The organism is Providencia sp. Marseille-Q8014, assembly GCF_965112055.1.
Genome location: NZ_CBCOPT010000001.1, coordinates 3348125 through 3367502 on the forward strand (window position 1 = coordinate 3348125; position 19378 = coordinate 3367502).

Genomic DNA, 19378 nt, shown 5'->3' on the forward strand with positions numbered 1-19378 from the left:
TACTCACTGTAAATCATCCTTAATAGGTAAAATCTTTTGAAATTCTGAAGCGTTAGGATAAAACACCCAGCCTTTTAATGGCGCATAGCCCGTTTTCTCATTCACGTCTTGACCAATGACTTGAGAGGCTAATGCCAATCCCTGACGTTTCATAACAGCACGCTGATAATAATCAATAACCTGTTGCTGAGTTGCTTTTTCAAAAAGCGCCAGAACCTTATCGCGAGTATCAAAAGTAAAAATATTACGACTAAAATCAGATGAATAGCGTCCTACTTCCTCATAGAAAGTTTGAGGAGGCTGTTTCATTTGAGTAATAATTGATTGTTTATACTGTTCAAACTCTTGAGCCGGTAATTTTTTCAATTTATCAAACGCTGCATTATAAAACTCTTGATAACGAGTATTGAGATAAGCTGGCGTTTGCGCATTACTTTGTAATAAGAAACCAATACCCCACTGGTCGCCGATACCGACTTTGAAAGCAAAAACAGCATAGCCAAGTTGCTCATTCGTTCTGAGCTGGTCATAAAACCATGGCTGAATGATATTGGATAGTAATCCCGAGAGAACAGCCCCCTCAATACGGCTATAGCCTTCAGGAATAAAGATCTCTGCTAATGCGCTATCCGAGCTTTGAGCTTGTCGATGGAAATCAGCCAAATAGGCTTGATCAATGGCAACAATATCACCCCGCCACCAGTTGGTACCTTTGCTCTTCAGTAATGCCTGTGCATCTTGAATGACTTTTATGCTTTGCTCTGAAGTCAAATTACCAATTACCATGGCTTGTAGTGCGGCACTGTCCACAACTTTAGTACGATAATCGGTAAGATCTTTTAGCGAAATATCATCCAGTACTGCTAACCGCGCTTCTTGCTCGAAATAAGGTACAGTATCAATTCGACGCAAAGGTTGCATCGCTAACTCATAAGCTTTAGCGTTATTAGCGACTTTAATTTGCTCTTGATACCAAGATTTGGCTTGAGCTAATTCCCTATCAGTGGGTTCAAAGCTAAGATAAAGCTTAGTCATGGATAAAAACAGCTCAGGCAAATGCTGTGTATAACCACTTGCATTAAACTGTAAACCTAACCCTTGTGAGACAGAAACAGACATCCCCGCCACTGAGGCTTGATATTGCAGTTCATCCATTTTTAAAGAGGCAATATATTGCAGTAAGGCGCCTGTGACTTGAGATTTAGCGTCCTGCTCACCAACTTTAGTTTTCAGCAATAAATTAATGGTTGCTTTAGGTTCATCCGCAAAGTACTGACTTGGCATATACAGAACACGGGTATTCTGATCTTGGTACACTAATTCGGGATGTTTATATTCCTTATCCACTTTAATTAAAGACAAATTATCTGGTATATAGGGATTTAACTCCGGTAATCTAAATTTCATTTTAGATTCAAGCTGTTCCCATTTAGCTAACTGTTGAGCTGTAATCTTATCGACTTGATAAGGTGCATCAACAAAATAAGCTTTTTTATTATGGGGCTCTTCTGGGCTAATAAACCAAATTCTAGCATCCTTAGCGGTCAGCTCAGATAAGCGAGATTTTATAGCCGCAGGATCATATTTATCGGCAATATAATCGGAATCCAGTACGTGGTTCACAGGAACATTGATCATTTGGTCAGATAACCACTCAATGTAGTTCATGTCCCGAACAATAGAACCATAGCGGAACGAAAGATTTAGTACATTCGCTATTTCATCAAAATAATTTTTATTAACACCTTGTTTTTTCAGCAAATCAATATAAGAAAAAACAGCCGCAATAATTTCATCACGCTCAGCCAGACCTTTGTCCGTTAACGTAATATAGATGGAGAAAGAGCCATAATTACGGTCCGCGTTCGGAAGCGATGATGCACTGATCCCTTCCGCAAGCCCTTGCGATATTAACCAATCAGCAAGTGTACCGGGACTACGATTGCCAATTAGATAGCCAATATATTCATCACTTTTGCTCCGGAAATCAGCCATATTATTTTTGATACTAAATTCAAGCTGAATGGCTTTTTGAGGCTGAGCTGGCACATAATGAATAACAATTCCTTTTTCATTATCAGTAACAGCTGGCACCTCTGTTGAAGGAGCCGTCACCTTATGATCAGGAATACGCCCGAAAGTATCTGCGGCTATCTTTGCTAATGATTCAATCGATTGGTCACCATAAAGCACCCCATTCATTAAATTTGCTGAGTAATACTTTTTATAAAAATCGACTAACTCAGTTTGTAATTTGCTGTTCGGCTTATCTTTTAGTGTTTCTAAATTTCCACCAGAAAAACGAGAATTTGGATGTTTAGGATTCAATGTTTCTGAACGAACTTGCCATAAACGCATTCCATCTCGAGAACGCGCCATTGTTAGCTCAGCATTGACCGCATTGCGCTCTCTATCCGCATTTGTGGGATCAAGTAATGGTTCAGCTAATGCATCAGCCAACCTATCAGTTGCCTCTTTGAGTGCACTATTTTCAACTTCTAAATAATACGCGGTGCGATGTGCAGCAGTGCTAGCATTATGGCTACCACCATGTTTTTGTAAAAATTCAGATAAGCTGCTTGGCTCTGGGTATTTTTTAGAACCCATTAATACCATGTGCTCCAAATAATGAGCTAAACCTAGCTGGCTGTCTGGGTTTTCTAAGCTCCCAACAGGAATCGACACCGCGGCTAATGATTTTGTCGCTTTTGGATCTGAAACCAATAAAACTATCATCCCATTATTCAGCTTAATGGCTTGATAAGTTCTTGGATCATTTTCACTCTTATTGATAGTTTCAGGCAAAACTTGCCAAAGGGGCTGAGCGATAACCGTCGCCCCCCAAACCATTAAGGTTAACAATAAGAAAAATTGAGCGATACTTTTGGATAAACGTAGCATCCTTTAATGCTCTCCTTTTTTATTTTAAATGTTCTGCCATTGGCAGAAGGTAACGCTGAGTATTCTCTAACAGCGCCTGAATTAAATGTTGGTCGATATTCCTACAGATACGTAAGACATAGTCATCTTCCATTTCACCTCTTTTCATCGAAGACCCCTGAAGGCTCTGCATTAAAATAGACAATGCTTTTTGTTGGATCTCTTCAGAAGCAAAGTCATACTGCTTTGTCTTTTTATCAAAACAAGCTGACAGCCAGTTCCAACCACTCTGGTTCAGTAATAATAAAGGTGTGTTTAACCCTTTACAGTAGCCAGCGATTAGTTGCTCTAAGTAATTCTTCGCATCACTTTGTTTTACACTAGAAAAATGCCAAATGCTATTCTCTCGACCCAAGGCAACGCTTTCACCGTCATTAATCGCTAAATTAAATAACAGATGTTCTATCCATAACTGAACACCATCGTGTGCTGTTAAATAAGCGGGCCGATATCTGAGTATTCCCTTCTCATGGGCATTTCTTAACACTCCGCTTATTTTGATGCCATTAATTTGAAGATCAATAACATAATCAGTTGGTTGGACATTTTGTTGTTTTATTTTTTCCGCTAAAGGCGCTATATCGTTAATTTGTTGCTCCCAATACAATTGACCAAACTGTTTCGCTGGCAGTTGCCCTGAAGCTTTTAGCGCTTGATATAAAGGCTGCGGATTTTCATCTTTGATTAACAGCGCCAAAATCCGTTCATTCATTTTATAACGCTGCAATTTGTCCAAAAGAAATGGCTCATCTTCTGGTAATTCTGTTTCTTCAATTGTGAAATGAACTTTTAAGCGCTGTTGGAAGAACGCGCGAATAGGATGCCGATAAAAACGTAATAACTGTTCAATAGAGATATCTGTCACTCTTTCACGTTCATCTAGCTCATAGATAAATGGCTTGCCCTCTTGCAGCACTGTTTCAGCTGCGGGTAACCACTCACTAGCAAAGCTTTGATATGGTGAATTAGCCATAAAGTTTTCTTTAGCAAACGGAACTCTGTTATGTTGAAATACAAGATGTTTTTTAAGCCTTAACGCACTTTCATCAATATTCAGTTTGTCATCGCCTTGTAGGCAAAAGCTCTGACAAATGTAGTCCAACAATTCAGTCACTAACACCGATGGATTGCAAACTTGATTATCCTGTATTGATAAACCGATGTAACTGATATAAAGCTGTTTGGCTGCTGAGTTCAACGCTTCTAGAAATAAATAGCGGTCATCATCTCTACGTTTTCTGTCTCCTCTAGCAGGCTTTTCTGCCATTAAATCAAACCCTAGTGGCGGAATACTTCTTGGATAGATACCATCATTCATCCCTAGCAAACAAACCACTTTGAAAGGTACCGACCGCATTGGCATTAAAGTACAAAAATTAACTGACCCGGCCAGAAAACGCTGACTAATTTTTTCATCATCAAAGCACACCGCCAACTCATCTCGAATTAAACGTAAAGATATTTGCTCATCGTAGCCTGAGTTTATGGCATTTTGCAGTATCTTATGCCATTGCTCTGTCACAAGAGTGAGTACTAACTCTGTCTCACTATCTGTTTGAAAGAAACTCTCAATGAGTTGCTGGCAAATATCTTGCCATTCATCAAGTGTTCTTTCCGTTGCTAATAACGTTCGCCACTCTTTTAATGTGCTAACCAGTAAAGCCAGTTTGCCCGCTAACTGTGCGGCTAAACCACTACATTCATCGTAAGGTAGAACACCATTCCAAGGGCCATATCGACTGTCCATCGCATAGCCTAGTAACATTCGACTTAATCCGAACTGCCACGTATTTTGCCCTATAACAGGCAGTGATAATGCACGCACATTATCATCATCTAACCCCCAGCGAATGCCTGATTCATTCACCCAACGGCGTAGTAACCCTAGCTCACTTTCATCTATATCAAAGCGTTCAGCAAAAGCCGAAACTTCCAGTAACGTAAGGACTTGCTCTGTAGAGAAACGGCTTTGTGGCAGGTCTAACAAGAGTATGAATGCCTGCAAAATGGGGTGAGCCTGCAAGGCTTTTCTATCAGATATAGAAAAAGGGATATATCGCTTAGTCGCGGTATTTCCAAAAACCGCTTGTATAAAGGGGGTATAACTATCAATATCTGAAACCATCACAATGACATCTCTCGGCGTTAAAGTGGAATCTTGTTCAAATAACGCCAATAATTTATCTTGCAATACTTCCACTTCCCTTTGTGCGCTATGACAAGAGTGGAAAGTAACAGATTGATCAGAGAGTGTTAAAACTCGCTTACCGATACTAGTACTATAAGCCCTTAAATCTGTTCCAAGCTGAGCGTGATTTTCGAGGTCTAAAATGTCTTGCTGCAAATTCTCTAGCAGGCTATTGCGGTTCGTATCGACAAATGCTGAAATCTCATTTGCACTATCAATTTGCGAAATAAAGTAGAGGTTATCTCGTCCTAATTTTCCCCATGAGGCAAGTAATGGATTAGCTAATTCTTGCTCCCCCTCATCATTGAACAGTTCTTGTGCATGCTCCTCTATTTTAAAACGCGATATTTCATTCTTATCAATATAATGACGTAATTTTCTTTTCTGTAGCTTTGCCAAAAAAGAATGGCTGTGAATATCCCCCCAATAATAACGACAGGGATTGGTAAACATGAGGTGAATATCCGTGTGCTCCGCGATGGCACTTAATGCTTGCAGATAAACGGGGGGTAATGAAGATATACCACAAATAAAAATACGTTTTGGCAGCACATTATGTAGATTTTGACTGTTAGATAACTTATCAATAAAACTCTGATACAGGTTAGCTCGATGCCACGGTGATTGACCCAGTGATTGAGTATAATCGACCAACTGCAACCATAATCGTTTTTGCCATAATTGGTTTACCCCTAAACCATCAATAAGCTCATTTTGCTGCCATTTTTCAATCCATTGAGGCCGATAAACTAAATATTGGTCAAATAAGTCTGCTACTCTCCCTGCAAGCTGGTGTAACTTTCTTTTATCTAAGTCATGCTCAAGGTAATGACGTAACGGCTCAAAGTCATCCTCATCAATCACCGTAGGTAAAATTTTCATTAACTTCCATGTCATTGCTTGCTTGGTATAAGCACTTTCTTTCGGAATATCAGGCAATACCCGCCGAAACATATCCCAAATAAAAGTTGCAGGTAAAGGGTAATGAATATTCGCAGCAATACCAAAACGTTTTGCTAATTCTATCTGAAGCCATTGAGACATACCGGGGCTTTGTACCAAGATGATTTCTTGTGCGAACGGATGAGAAAGCGGTTCATTCTCCATTAAATGAGCTATTAACTCCTTTAGTAGCTCTAATTGATTAGAATGATAAACCTGAAACATTGTTATCTCCTGTTCTACAAAACCAGCGGTTTAGAGAAAATGATTGCTTAGCCGTTGATAGCATGATTGTTGTATCACTACAACTCTCAGACACTGAGAGAGTCTGTAAGTTTATCTGCCAATCGGGAGAAATAAACTCTGTATTTTCAAGCTGTGGCTCCATCAGCACCGCTTGACGCTCTAAATTATTTTGCAACACTCGAAATACGAGCGAATGATGATATATCCAATTGAAATTTAAGGCTATGTGTTGATTATAGCTTAATAACGCCATTAACAGGATAGCAAAAACGACCACAGCAACCATTGATTCTATTAATATAAAACCTCGCTGCTTATCATAGAGAGCTTTCATCAACAAAATCCTTTTTGTGTAACAGGGCAATAATCAATCCAACCTTTTATGCGTGGCCGAATTTTTTGCGATTTTGGAATCGCAGCTACCCAGCGATAAACGGTGACATGATATCGTCCTTGATATTCTCCTCGGCCTAATAAAACAAATTGCCCTCCTTTATAATGTTTAATGCAGCTTGTTCCTCCCTGTATTGGCATGGACTGACATTGCCAAGTCGCCCCCCGATAGGTGCTTAAGCGCCAAGATTGTTGCAACCCCCATGCCAGCGCTGATTCCGCCAGATTGAAAGCTTCTATATATTTCTTTTCACGAAAAAACTCATCACGTGCATTTTCTTGATAAATGTGTAATGCCTTTAACAACAACAGCCCCATCGTCATCAATATCATTACCATCACCAAAGCGATACTGCCTGTTTGGTTGCCACCTAGACGCATCACAGATTTCTCAACAAAACAGCTGTTTTATAGTGAAATCGTTTATTAGGTAAATTGGGGCTTTCAACGCTTAAATACATTTCAAGTATTGACTCCGCTTCATACCAATTAAATCGCAATGAATTCACGCTAATCCTTAAAGGATCAAACAAGGATTGCCATCGTTTACCGTCACAATCTTCCACATTTCGATTCGACTCCAATTTGTGACCATTTAATCGATAACCAAAAAAATCAGACTCTTTGCTTCTCGCTCTAACAGGCCGCCATGAACCCGATAAGTTTTGGTCGTAAGCAAAAATAATGCATGAATTAGGATGATGACTTAAAAATTTCGCATCAATTTTCATTGCCTCACCTTGGCATGAGGCGCTACTACAGTACCCAATTCGTCTAAAATCCTTTTCCATATTAATAAGCACTTGTCTGATCTCCCTGTCAATCTCGTATTGAATATACGACTGGTGAGTTTGTTTAAATAGACGAGGAAAAACGGCCGTTGCCGCAATACAAACCAAACTGCTGATTGCCATTGCGAGCAATACCTCTATTAATGAAAACCCTTGCTGCTTATTTATATTCATTGAAAAACCCTAGCAACGAGGAATGCCTACGATTTTGTTATTGCTACAATGTCTCAAGCGCCCTAAAGCTGACAGAACAATGGTTATCTGCCCAAAATTATTTTTTAGCTTGAGACTAAAAGCACGACTTGTTCCTTGTTTACCATAGAAATCGACAGATAAACGACTTACGGATTGTATTTCAACACCTGCATACGGAGTCGATGCTAATACCGCTATTTGCCTCTGGTTTGTTGCTTCTTTAAAGGTAAGCTTCCAATCCCCTTGTGTGGTATCAATGAATAAAACACGGTGCTGATTTAAATAAATACCCTCCATGAAATGGCGATAAATAAATACGCTCACTTGCCGAGCGGCATCAACTAACTGTAATTTTTTCTGTTGTTGTTGCCAGCTGTATAAAGCGGGTAGCAATGCTACAGAGCAAATGAACATCACCACTAACATCTCAATAAGCGTGAAGCCTTTGTTATGCTTTTCTATTTCAATATCCATATATTGCTGCAATGTCCTTTGCAAAATGAGTGTTTACTATGGATAGCAAGACAGCATAAAAATAGCCCCAAACGTCTAAGTTACGCGATGCTTCGCAATAAAATGTAAAACTGGCAATCATTTTCAGCCATTTTAGGTAGCGCTTCGTAACAAGCAGAACAAGTTAAAGAAAAGAGCATGAAGTGCGTTAGAAATGCGATAAAAAAAGCTAAGGCACGGTAGGAATGACCATCGCCTTAGCTCTCTTAAATCAGTTTAAACTGCGTTATACCGTAAAGGGGTATTTGATAGCTTCGTGACATTGATAGCCTTCAATCGTGAAGTCATCTGTGCTCACCCAAGTTTCAATATCTTCTAATGTTTTAATTTGAGGGTTTATCAGCAATGAAGGCAAAGGGAAAGGCTCACGCTTTAGCTGTACATCACGCATTAGTGGCAATTGGTTTTCATAAATATGTGCATTCACAATTTTATGATAAGCCTTACCCGCTTTATGACCCGTAATTCTCGCCATGAGTGCCAATAGTACAAAACACTGTACTTGGTTAAAGTTCAAACCAAGCGGCACATCACAGCTACGTTGGTAAGAGGTCAAATGGAGAGTATCACCTAATAAAGAAAATGTATGGGTGTGCATGCAAGGACGCAAACACCCCATTTCAAATTCACCAGGATTATAAAAGGTAATAATTTCCGCTCGGTCGTCAATGCCATTTTTTAGGTTGTTCACCACCTTTTTAAGTTGATCGAGGTGTGTGCCATCAGGACGTTGCCAAGAGCGTCCTTGAACACCGTACACACGCCCCATATCATCCTCTCCTTTACGATGAGGATTACTTAACCAAGCTTGGTTTTCATTGGCATTGGCATTCCATGTATTACAACCAATTTCACGAAATTGTGCTGCGTTATCATAGCCACGTAAATAACCTAATAATTCAGCAATCGCTGCTTTATAAAAGCTTTTACGGGTTGTGATTAATGGAAACAGGTTATTCGCGACATCATATTCTAAGTCGGCATTGATCACGGTTAAACAACGTACTCCCGTACGTTTATTTTCAACCCACTGCCCCTCGTCAATGATACGCTGACATAACTCAAGATACTGCTTCATAGTGACTCTCTTACTCGCGAGATAACAAATGTCATCAACATCCGTTACCTTATTGTATTTATAATGCTTTAACTCATCAGCCCCTAGCTAAATGGCAATGTAAGCCACGCAAAACATACTCAAGAATGGGGTAAACATGCATAAACGTTTTCAACCACACGATAACTTGAGTATGGCAAAGCAACCTTTATTTACTGGCTTGCTCTACTTTTTCTGGCTTATGCGCTGGAATATTTTTACCGTATTTGTAGGCCCAAATAATCATTAAGATACCAATTATGATCATTGGTATGGATAGAATTTGTCCCATACTAATACCGCCAAATAGACCTAATTGCGCATCTGGCTGCCTAAAGAATTCAACAATAATCCGGAATGCGCCGTAACCAATTAAAAATAAACCTGACACACTCCCCATAGGACGAGGTTTGCGCACAAATAGGTTCAGGATCAGGAACAGAACAATACCTTCTAAAAACATCTCATAAAGTTGGGAAGGATGTCGTGGAAGCACACCATATTGCTCTAAAGTAGGTAGCAATGAAGGGTCTTGTGCCGCAAGCTGAATATCTTCACTGCGCGAATGAGGGAATAAGAAAGCCCACGGTGTATCAAGTGTCACACGTCCCCATAACTCACCATTAATGAAGTTACCGATCCGCCCCATTCCAAGACCAAAAGGAATTAACGGTGCAACAAAATCAGAAACTTGTAAAAAACGGCGGCGAGTACGGTGTGCAAACCATAACATTGCACAGATCACACCAATCAAACCACCATGGAAGGACATGCCGCCATCCCAAACTTTAAATAAATAAAGTGGGTCATCAAGGAAAACAGGAAGATTATAGAAGAAGACATAACCGAGTCTTCCACCAACAAATACACCTACGAAGCCAACGTAGAGTAAGTTCTCAACTTCATTTTTTGTCCAACCACTGTTAGGTTTATTTGCGCGACGACCTGCCAGCCATAAAGCAAAAACAAACCCTACAAGATACATAAACCCATACCAGTGAAGCGATACTGGCCCAATCGAGAACATTACGGGATCAATTTCCGGAAATGCTAAGTAGCTGTTACTCATCGTTCCCCACTTTATTTGTTAATCTAAAATCATTGCGCATCATAGCACAGCTCATACGCAGGTGAATAAGGCTGATTAGATCCCACCTCGGGCAAAACCACCAAGCCCGTTTTTTTCCATAAATTGGCTAATGATCAACCTGATGTTCTCGCTTGTCTCAGCCTTTAAGATATCAGGAACTAATTTTTCGACCATATCAGACTGTAGCCCACGGATAAGGTACTTAACTCTCGGTACACTTCTTCCACTCATACTTAAAGAACGATACCCCAAAGCAATCAACGCTATCACACCTAAAGGCTGTCCTGCCATTTCACCACACACACTCACCGGCAAATCAAGACGATGACACTCTTCATAAACTTTAGCTAAAAAGCGGAGCATTGCGGGATGAAGGCTGTCGTAGATAGCAGCCACATGCGTGTTATTGCGGTCTACGGCAAGCAAATACTGAGTCAGGTCATTTGTACCAATTGAAATAAAGTCTACTCGTTCTTTTAACTCAGGAAGCAAAAACAGTAAAGAAGGAACTTCAAACATTACGCCAATTTTAGGTGTTTGTACCGTTTGGCCGATCGCTAAGCTGACTTCCTCTTTTGCTCTGTTAATCAATGCAATAGCTTCATCGACTTCATTGATGCTGGTGATCATCGGCAGCAGTATGCGCAAGTTTTTTGTTAACACGTTTGCATGTAGCATCGCTCTTAATTGGATCAAGAAAATTTCGGGTTGATCCAACATAACGCGTATACCACGCCAACCTAAACAGGGGTTTTCTTCACTGATAGGCATATAAGGCAATTGCTTATCTGCACCGATATCCAACGTCCTAAGTACCACCGGTTTATCTGCAAACAAGTGCAAGATTTCTTGATACAACAGTTTCTGCTCATCTTCTGATGGAAAACCATTGTGCAGCATAAAAGGCAATTCCGTCCGATACAGCCCAACACCATCAACTGCGACATTAATTTGTTGCTCATAACGGGGGCTTAATCCTGCATTTAGGTGAATATGAACTGATTCACCGTTTTTCAGCACAGATTCTTGCTCAAGGGCTCCTTCCGCTAAACGGCTAAGCACATCCTCTTCTGCGATGATTTGCTTATATTCCTGAGTAATAATATTTTCAGGTTCAATAAAAACTTCTCCTCGATAGCCATCAAGGATCAAAAAGCGGTTATGCAATAGGGATGGATCAATATCTGCTCCCATGATTGCAGGGATCCCCATCGCGCGGATCAAAATAGCGGAGTGAGAATGTGTCGCACCATCACGAACGATCACCCCAGCCAACTGCTCTAAAGGCATTTCTGCCAATAGGCTAGCACTTAGCTCATCGGCCACGAGGATAAAGCGTTCTGGCCATTGATCTATTGAAGATAAACTATCATCTAGATGGAATAATAAGCGTTGGCCTAATGCACGAAGGTCGGCTCCTCTTTCTCGTAGGTAGAGGTCACGTAAACGAGAGAATTGCTCAACATAATCCTCAATAACTGTCTTCACCGCCCACTCAGCGACAAAGCCTTGTTCTATAGCGGAAAACAGCCTATTTTTCAGTTGAGGATCATGCAATAAATGGTTATATAAATCGAAAATTGCCGCACTTTCTTTTTGAGAATGAGCAATAAAGCGTTTACTAATACGTCGACACTCAGATGCTGCATTTTCGATAGCGGTAATGAGACGCAGTTTTTCATCATTTTGGTCTAATGCACTGGCCTCACAAATACTGTCAAATGAAGGCTGTGAACTATCTTGCCAGCCATAAGCCATCACAATCCCTTGAGAAACAGGAATTGCTTTAATACGGCTCTGCCTGTACTGACCAAACACGCCTTTAGCCTGAGCTTGTGATAAGATAACCGCCAGTTGCATTGACAGTGTCACCATGAATGATTCCTCGGTTTCACTGAAAAAACGCCGCTCGTGCTGCTGAACAACTAAAACACCTAATAGCTGACGACGGTAGACAATAGGCACACCTAAAAAGGCTTTTAGTCGCTCTTCTTTTAATTGGGGAAGGTATTTAAATTCGGGATGTTCGCGGATATCAGCGAGGTTTAGCATTTCAGATTGGCGTCCAACCGCCCCCACTACCCCTTCATCAAATCCAAGGCGAATAGCAACACCGCTAGGTTTTCTCAACCCGCGGGTTGCCATTAAGTAATAGCACTGGCGCGAATGGTCGGCCAAATAAATGGAACAAACATCCGTCTGCATCGCATAACAAGTTTCGTTAACTAAGACTTCTAACGCCTCGGTTAAGCTTGTCGCCATTGCTACTTTTTCAACAATATCACGTAGACGCGTCAACATGATTTTATCTCGCCCCGCGTCTACGGTGAGTAAACGCAGGTCTCTGTGCCGGTTTTTGTTCCTGTAATGACATTACAACGGGTGCAAACTCTTTCATGACGCGGCGATACACTTCCCGTTTAAAAGAGACCACTTGTCTTACAGGGTACCAATAACTGACCCATCGCCAGCCATCAAATTCTGGCGATTTACTGCGCTGAACGTTTATATCTGCTTCATTGCATTGAAGTTGTAGTAAAAACCAACGCTGTTTCTGCCCAATACAAACAGGTTTTGTGTCCCAACGCACCAAACGCTTGGGTAATTTGTAACGCAACCAATTGCGAGTTGAAGCCAATAACCTAACATCTTTTCGTTGTAGGCCAACTTCTTCGTACAGTTCACGGTACATAGCCTGTTCTGGCGATTCCCCTGGGTTTATTCCCCCCTGAGGGAATTGCCATGAATGTTGACCATAACGGCGAGCCCATAAAACTTGCCCTTGCCGATTACAAATTACAATTCCTACATTCGGGCGGTAGCCATCATCATCGATCACCAGACTACCTCAATAACCAAATTTGAAAGATGGCTAATTGTTTCACACATACCCAAACTGGTAAACCTATATCAATAGAGTTTGCAGATATGAGCAAAGACACTACAATAGCCTCTGTCTCAACGGGGTGCCGAAATGGTTATTTAGGCTGAGAATTAACCCGTAGAACCTGATCCGGGCAATGCCGGCGTAGGGATTTGAGCTACCAGCAGCATAATATTGCTAAGGTGCCTTCTCAAATCCTGTGTAGTTTTCTCTCTAACGCAGGAAATAAAATGTTAAAAAATTCACTCTTTCGCTCTTTGTTGGCATTCACAACACTCAGTTTGGCCCATTTTGCATGGGCAGAAAAACCAACATTAACTGTTTATACCTATGATTCTTTTGCTGCCGAGTGGGGGCCTGGGCCACAAATTAAAAAGAATTTTGAAGCACAATGTGGTTGTGAACTCAAACTTGTGTCACTTGGAGATGGTGTAGCCCTCCTCAATCGCTTACGCATGGAAGGGAAAAAAACGAAAGCTGATATTGTATTAGGCCTCGATAATAATCTTATTGTTTCCGCTGAAGAGACGGGTTTATTCGCACCCGCAGATATCAACACCGATACCATGAAATTACCCATAGCGTGGGATAACACCACGTTTATTCCTTATGACTATGGTTATTTTGCTTTTATCTATGACACCAACAAAATCAAAAATCCCCCCAAGAGTATGAGTGAATTATTAGATAGCACACAACCTTGGAAAATTATCTATCAAGATCCACGCACAAGCACACCGGGCCTCGGTTTAATGTTGTGGATTGAAAAACTTTATGGTGATAAGTCAGCAGATGCATGGCAAAAAATGGCTAGCAAAACCCTTACCGTGACAAAAGGTTGGAGCGAATCCTATGGTTTGTTTTTAAAAGGTGAAGGGGATTTTGTCCTTAGCTATACATCATCACCCGGCTATCAGATCCTTAATGATAATAAAGATAACTATGCCGCAGCCCTCTTCGATGAAGGGCATTACATGCAAATTGAAGTTGCGGCAAGATTAAAGACGAGTTCTCAACCTGAGTTAGCTAAGCAATTCTTAGCCTTTATGTTAACCCCTGAATTTCAAAATACCTTACCCACCACCAATTGGATGTATCCCGTGATTGATATACCGCTACCTGACGTATACAAGGTTCTTCCTATGCCTAAAAAATCATTACAGTTTAGTGCTCAAGAGGTAGCTAAAGAACGTCAATCATGGATCCGGTTATGGCAATCCGCCGTCAGCCGTTAATTAATTTATCGCTGATTCCGGGGGCGTTAGCCTCCGGTTTATTAGTCACGGTTGCACTATTGGCTTTTGGTGCACTTTGGATTTTTTCGCCCGTCATCTCCGTTAACGACATTTTTAACGACAGCTATTTATGGCATGTCATTGGATTTACTTTTTGGCAAGCTTTTCTCTCTGCCCTATTTTCTGTTCTTCCCGCGATTATACTTGCTAGAGCGCTTTATCGGCGTAGGTTTTTAGGTAGGACCCTGTTATTACGTCTTTGTGCTATGACGCTCGTTTTACCCGTGCTTGTGGCTGTGTTTGGTATTTTATCTATTTACGGAAAAACAGGTTGGCTTGCTCTCGTATTTCAATATGTTGGCCTTGAATATCATTTCACCCCCTATGGCCTTCAAGGCATACTGCTCGCGCATATTTTCTTTAATATGCCACTCGCGACGCGTATGTTGTTGCAATCACTTGAGAGTATATCGATAGAACAACGTCAAATCGCCGCACAACTAGGCCTAAATGAATGGCAACAGTTTCGTCTTTTAGAGTGGCCTTACTTGCGTAGGCAGATGTTGCCTACCGCAGCACTTATTTTTATGCTCTGCTTCGCCAGTTTTGCTACTGTACTGGCTCTTGGCGGAGGCCCAGCAGCAACAACTATCGAGCTTGCGATTTATCAAGCCTTAAACTACGACTTTGACCTTGGACGTGCAGCCATTCTTGCTCTAATCCAGCTTGCCTTTTGTGTCGGTTTAATGTTTCTGAGCCAAAAGATAAACAGCCTATTTTCAATAGGCCATAGTCAGCATGCTCAATGGTATGATCCTTCAGATAATAATTTCCGTCGCATACGTGACGCCATTGTGATTATTGCGGCTATTTTATTTCTTGTGCCACCGCTCTTAGCAATTATCGTTGATGGTTTAAACGGGCGTCTACTTGATGTTCTCAGTCAATCCGCGCTTTGGCAAGCCGCTGCTACATCACTATTTATCGCCTTATGTGCTGGCCTACTGTGTGTTTTACTCACAATGATGCTGCTCTGGAGCAGCCGTGAACTTCGTTTACGCCGTGCAATCAAGCTAGGACAAGCAATGGAGCTTAGTGGATTATTGATTTTAGCGATGCCGGGAATTGTCCTCGCCACCGGTTTTTTTATTCTATTTAATGAAACAATCGGCCTACCTGACTCCCCGTATGCGTTAGTGATAATGACCAATGCGTTACTGGCTATCCCTTATGCACTAAAAGTATTGGAAAACCCTATGCGAGACCTCGCAGAGCGTTATAATCCACTTTGCCATTCATTGGGTATTAGCGGTGTTCATCGATTACGTATCATTGAATTGAAAGCCTTAAAAAAACCACTCTCTCAAGCCCTTGCCTTTGCTTGTGTCATTTCTATTGGTGACTTTGGTGTGGTGGCACTATTTGGCAATGAAGATTTTCGCACCCTACCCTATTACCTGTATCAACAAATAGGGGCTTATCGAACAAATGATGGTGCCGTTACCGCTATGTTGCTACTTTTAATCTGTTTTGCTTTGTTTAGCCTACTCGAACGTATATCAGGAAAAGATCATGATAGAGTTAAATAAAATTGATTATCAATATGATAGCCTGAATATGCAGTTTAATTTTTCCATACAAGCAGGCGAGCGAGTTGCCATCATGGGGCCTAGTGGTGCAGGAAAAAGCACATTGTTAAGCCTCATTAGCGGCTTTCAATTAGCAAAAAGTGGCGCCATTTTATTAAATGGAGAGGATCATACCTATACGCCCCCAGCGAAACGCCCTGTATCCATGTTATTTCAGGAAAATAATCTCTTTGCTCATTTGAGTGTTAGGCAAAACATTGGATTAGGGCTACACCCCGGTTTACGGTTAAATCAACAACAGGTACAACAAGTCGAATTGATCGCAGCTCAGGTCAGCCTTGATGAATTTTTAGATAGATTACCGGCTCAGTTATCAGGAGGTCAGCGCCAACGAGCCGCATTAGCACGTTGTTTAATCCGCCAACAGCCTATCTTGTTGCTAGACGAACCATTTTCTGCCCTCGATCCCGCCTTACGTAATGAGATGTTGTTACTACTCGATGAAATTTGCCTATCTAAAGCCATAACACTGGTAATGGTGTCGCATAATATAGAAGATGCCTTACAAATAGCACCTAGAACAATGATCATTCATGATGGCGCTATTGCGTACGATGGTAGCACCAAGACATTATTATCAGGGAGCAATCCAGCGTCAGAATTACTGGGCATTACAAAAAATACTGTATAAAACCCCACCTATATCGTATAGTAGGTTCGTTAATTGTTGACGCGAGCCTCTCTATGCCTCAATTTATGTCTCCTGCTGAAAAAGGCTTTATTCTCAGCCGTCATTGGAAAGATACCCGCCAAGGGGTTGAAGTCAGCTATTGGCTGCTGACTGATCATGGCGCTCGCAAGGTCACTGTACCTATCCAACAAGCCATCGCATTTATTCCTATTTCATCGCTCCCCACAATACAACCTTGGTTAGACAAGCAAGCTAATTTGACATATCGCCCCGTCGAACTGCGCGATTTTCATCGTGAAAAAGTGTGCGCAATCTATTGCCATCAATACCGCCAGTTACAAAATCTCGATAAGCATTGCCAAGAGCTGGGCGTAAAACTGCTAGAAGCGGATATTCGCCCTTGCGAGCGCTATCTCATGGAACGTTTTATCACTGCACCAGTCTGGTTTTCACAAAATCAATATGGTGAATATCACCTTAAACCTTGTGAAAGTTATCGCCCCTCAATTAAAGCTGTTTCTCTAGATATCGAAACCAGTCAACATGGCGAGCTATACTCCATTGGGCTTTCAGGCTGCGGTGATAATGTCGTGTTTATGCTAGGGCCTGAGCAAGGAGCTGCACTCACTCAAGAGCACCGGCTAGTCTATGTGAATAGTCGCCCTCTATTACTGGAAAAGCTCAATCAATGGCTACAACAGTATGATCCTGACGCCATTATCGGCTGGAATCTCATTCAATTTGATTTAAACATATTACACAAACATGCCGAGCGCTACGGCGTCCCACTGTTGCTTGGCCGCCAAGGAAAAAAGTTAGAATGGCGTGAACATGGCTTTAAACAAGGTGTATTTTTTGCCTCTGCTGAAGGGAGGCTAATTATCGATGGGATTGATGCTCTCAAAGCTGCCACGTGGAATTTCGCTTCATTCAGTTTAGAATTTGTTGCACAAGAATTGCTGGGGGAAGGAAAAGCAATCGATAGTCCTTATGACCGTATGGATGAAATCAATCGGCGGTTTCATCATGATAAACCAGCGCTTGCACACTATAACATTCAAGACTGTATTTTAGTCCATCGCATTTTTGAGAAAACAGATTTAATGGCTTTCTTGCAAGAGCGTTCCACCGTCACAGGACTTGCCGTTGATCGAATGGGTGGCTCTGTCGCTGCATTTTCACATTTATATATCCCGCGCCTGCATCGACTAGGGTTTGTCGCACCAAATCTTACCGAACAAAAATTACAGCATAATCCCGGTGGTTTTGTGATGGATTCACAGCCTGGTTTATATGACTCGGTTTTAGTTCTTGATTATAAAAGCTTGTATCCATCCATTATTCGCACCTTTTTAATCGACCCCGCAGGCATGGTTGAAGGACTTGCCTCCCCGAATCAACACGCGTCTGTCAGCGGTTTTCGTGATGCATGGTTTTCACGTACCGTTCACTGCTTACCTGATATTGTTAGCCATATATGGCAAGGACGAGATAAAGCGAAACAACAAAATAATGCGCCATTATCGCAAGCGTTAAAAATCATTATGAATGCCTTTGCGGGGGTGTTAGGCGCTGAAGGATGTCGCTTTTTTGATCCTCGCCTTACCGCATCCATTACGATGCGTGGCCATGAAATCATGAAAATCACTAAGCAATTAATTGAGGAAAAAGGCTACCAAGTCATTTATGGCGATACTGACTCAACCTTTGTGTGGCTAAAAAAGTCGCATACACAAGAGCAAGCACAACAAATTGGCTTTGAACTCCGTGATTACGTGAATAATTGGTGGAAGGAACATTTACGTGATGAATGGCAATTGAATGGGGTTCTTGAACTTGAATTCGAAACGCATTATCGACGTTTTTTAATGCCAACTATTCGAGGGTCAGACTCTGGCAGTAAAAAGCGATATGCTGGACTCAGTGGCGATAACATGGTGTTTCGCGGATTAGAGACAATCCGTTCCGATTGGACACCTTTAGCGCAATATTTTCAAAAAGAGCTCTATACACGTATCTTTCATCGTCAGCCCTATCGTGAGTTTATCCGCGAATATGTACAGTCTATTCGTCATGGCGACTATGATAAACGTCTCATTTACCGTAAACGGTTACGCCGCAAACTATCTGACTATCAACGTAATGTACCACCACATGTCAAAGCCGCCCGCAAGGCAGATGAGTATAACTTGGCACAACAGCGTCCCCAACAATATCAAAATGGCGGTTGGATAAGCTATATCATCACGCTTGCAGGTCCTGAACCCCTTGAGATTATTACGGCTAAACCTGACTATGAGCACTATATTCTGAAACAGATAAAACCTATCGCCGATGCTATTTTGCCTTTTTTACAAGACGATTTTGATACCATTTTGACAGGCCAGATAAATTTACTGTTTTAAAAGGATTAATTTTTGTGCAATTTTTTGCTAAAATAATGGGCTATCCATCCCGTTTTAAAGTGGGAGCCTCTCTTGTAAATGCAAAGAGAAAACACAATATTAAGCAACAATAAAAAAAATAGTATTTTATAATACGTTGTTGTTTTTTTAACAGGTGACGATAAGCCTTGCTTGAATTAA

Annotated in this window: 14 protein-coding genes and 1 riboswitch; of the genes, 4 read left to right on the plus strand and 10 right to left on the minus strand. The window is 41.3% G+C overall.

The features are described 5' to 3' along the window. Window positions 1–3: 3 nt before the first annotated feature. From ptrA to rppH, 10 genes are all read right to left on the minus strand, one after another. Window positions 4–2901 carry a pitrilysin gene (ptrA, locus tag ACWPW6_RS14860; protein WP_249999260.1) on the minus strand — a complete coding sequence of 966 codons (2898 nt, stop codon included), beginning with the start codon at window positions 2899–2901 and terminating at the stop codon, window positions 4–6. A 19-nt stretch (window positions 2902–2920) separates the two neighbouring features. Continuing rightward, on the minus strand, window positions 2921–6295 hold the full coding sequence (gene recC, locus ACWPW6_RS14865; RefSeq protein ID WP_249999262.1) for an exodeoxyribonuclease V subunit gamma: 3375 nt from the start codon (window positions 6293–6295) through the stop codon (window positions 2921–2923). Beyond that, on the minus strand, window positions 6273–6650 hold the full coding sequence (locus ACWPW6_RS14870) for a prepilin-type N-terminal cleavage/methylation domain-containing protein (RefSeq protein WP_154622501.1): 378 nt from the start codon (window positions 6648–6650) through the stop codon (window positions 6273–6275). The genes recC and ACWPW6_RS14870 overlap by 23 nt, the downstream gene beginning before the upstream one ends. Next, on the minus strand, window positions 6650–7090 hold the full coding sequence (locus ACWPW6_RS14875; RefSeq protein ID WP_154622521.1) for a YgdB family protein: 441 nt from the start codon (window positions 7088–7090) through the stop codon (window positions 6650–6652). The genes ACWPW6_RS14870 and ACWPW6_RS14875 overlap by 1 nt, the downstream gene beginning before the upstream one ends. After that, window positions 7090–7674, minus strand: coding sequence for a prepilin peptidase-dependent protein (locus tag ACWPW6_RS14880; protein ID WP_247046696.1), 585 nt, complete (start codon window positions 7672–7674; stop codon window positions 7090–7092). Before ACWPW6_RS14880 ends, ACWPW6_RS14875 begins: the two co-directional genes overlap by 1 nt. 9 nt (window positions 7675–7683) lie before the next feature. Continuing rightward, window positions 7684–8169: a prepilin-type N-terminal cleavage/methylation domain-containing protein gene (locus tag ACWPW6_RS14885; protein WP_154622503.1), complete on the minus strand. Its 486-nt coding sequence runs from the start codon at window positions 8167–8169 to the stop codon at window positions 7684–7686. 265 nt (window positions 8170–8434) lie between these two features. Next, on the minus strand, window positions 8435–9286 hold the full coding sequence (locus ACWPW6_RS14890) for a thymidylate synthase (RefSeq protein ID WP_154622504.1): 852 nt from the start codon (window positions 9284–9286) through the stop codon (window positions 8435–8437). 187 nt (window positions 9287–9473) lie between these two features. Next, window positions 9474–10373: a prolipoprotein diacylglyceryl transferase gene (lgt, locus tag ACWPW6_RS14895; protein ID WP_154622505.1), complete on the minus strand. Its 900-nt coding sequence runs from the start codon at window positions 10371–10373 to the stop codon at window positions 9474–9476. A gap of 75 nt (window positions 10374–10448) precedes the next feature. Further along, on the minus strand, window positions 10449–12695 hold the full coding sequence (ptsP, locus tag ACWPW6_RS14900; protein ID WP_249999264.1) for a phosphoenolpyruvate--protein phosphotransferase: 2247 nt from the start codon (window positions 12693–12695) through the stop codon (window positions 10449–10451). A 4-nt stretch (window positions 12696–12699) separates the two neighbouring features. Continuing rightward, on the minus strand, window positions 12700–13233 hold the full coding sequence (rppH, locus tag ACWPW6_RS14905) for an RNA pyrophosphohydrolase (RefSeq protein ID WP_163862869.1): 534 nt from the start codon (window positions 13231–13233) through the stop codon (window positions 12700–12702). Window positions 13234–13346: 113 nt separating this feature from the next. Beyond that, window positions 13347–13447: riboswitch (TPP riboswitch) on the plus strand. 61 nt (window positions 13448–13508) lie between these two features. Between rppH and thiB the strand changes: the two genes are divergently transcribed. From thiB to ACWPW6_RS14925, 4 genes are read left to right on the plus strand one after another with little or no spacing between them, the layout of a single operon-like run. After that, window positions 13509–14513, plus strand: a complete 1005-nt coding sequence (gene thiB / locus ACWPW6_RS14910) for a thiamine ABC transporter substrate binding subunit (RefSeq protein ID WP_154622508.1) — start codon at window positions 13509–13511, stop codon at window positions 14511–14513. Further along, entirely contained in the window at window positions 14489–16102 is a 1614-nt protein-coding gene (gene thiP, locus ACWPW6_RS14915) for a thiamine/thiamine pyrophosphate ABC transporter permease ThiP (protein WP_247046716.1), read from the plus strand. Before thiB ends, thiP begins: the two co-directional genes overlap by 25 nt. After that, window positions 16086–16793 carry a thiamine ABC transporter ATP-binding protein ThiQ gene (gene thiQ, locus ACWPW6_RS14920; RefSeq protein WP_163862871.1) on the plus strand — a complete coding sequence of 236 codons (708 nt, stop codon included), beginning with the start codon at window positions 16086–16088 and terminating at the stop codon, window positions 16791–16793. The genes thiP and thiQ overlap by 17 nt, the downstream gene beginning before the upstream one ends. Before the next feature lie 53 nt (window positions 16794–16846). Continuing rightward, a complete protein-coding gene (locus tag ACWPW6_RS14925) occupies window positions 16847–19198 on the plus strand; it encodes a DNA polymerase II (protein WP_247046691.1) in 2352 nt (783 codons plus the stop codon). Window positions 19199–19378: the final 180 nt, after the last annotated feature.

Excerpts from the sequence above, each read along its gene's own strand:
- ptrA (WP_249999260.1), bottom strand. The coding sequence starts at position 2,901 with ATGCTACGTTTATCCAAAAGTATCGCTCAATTTTTCTTATTGTTAACC.
- recC (WP_249999262.1), bottom strand. The coding sequence starts at position 6,295 with ATGTTTCAGGTTTATCATTCTAATCAATTAGAGCTACTAAAGGAGTTA.
- ACWPW6_RS14870 (WP_154622501.1), bottom strand. The coding sequence starts at position 6,650 with ATGAAAGCTCTCTATGATAAGCAGCGAGGTTTTATATTAATAGAATCA.
- ACWPW6_RS14875 (WP_154622521.1), bottom strand. The coding sequence starts at position 7,090 with ATGCGTCTAGGTGGCAACCAAACAGGCAGTATCGCTTTGGTGATGGTA.
- ACWPW6_RS14880 (WP_247046696.1), bottom strand. The coding sequence starts at position 7,674 with ATGAATATAAATAAGCAGCAAGGGTTTTCATTAATAGAGGTATTGCTC.
- ACWPW6_RS14885 (WP_154622503.1), bottom strand. The coding sequence starts at position 8,169 with ATGGATATTGAAATAGAAAAGCATAACAAAGGCTTCACGCTTATTGAG.
- ACWPW6_RS14890 (WP_154622504.1), bottom strand. The coding sequence starts at position 9,286 with ATGAAGCAGTATCTTGAGTTATGTCAGCGTATCATTGACGAGGGGCAG.
- lgt (WP_154622505.1), bottom strand. The coding sequence starts at position 10,373 with ATGAGTAACAGCTACTTAGCATTTCCGGAAATTGATCCCGTAATGTTC.
- ptsP (WP_249999264.1), bottom strand. The coding sequence starts at position 12,695 with ATGTTGACGCGTCTACGTGATATTGTTGAAAAAGTAGCAATGGCGACA.
- thiB (WP_154622508.1), top strand. The coding sequence starts at position 13,509 with ATGTTAAAAAATTCACTCTTTCGCTCTTTGTTGGCATTCACAACACTC.
- thiP (WP_247046716.1), top strand. The coding sequence starts at position 14,489 with ATGGCAATCCGCCGTCAGCCGTTAATTAATTTATCGCTGATTCCGGGG.
- thiQ (WP_163862871.1), top strand. The coding sequence starts at position 16,086 with ATGATAGAGTTAAATAAAATTGATTATCAATATGATAGCCTGAATATG.
- ACWPW6_RS14925 (WP_247046691.1), top strand. The coding sequence starts at position 16,847 with ATGCCTCAATTTATGTCTCCTGCTGAAAAAGGCTTTATTCTCAGCCGT.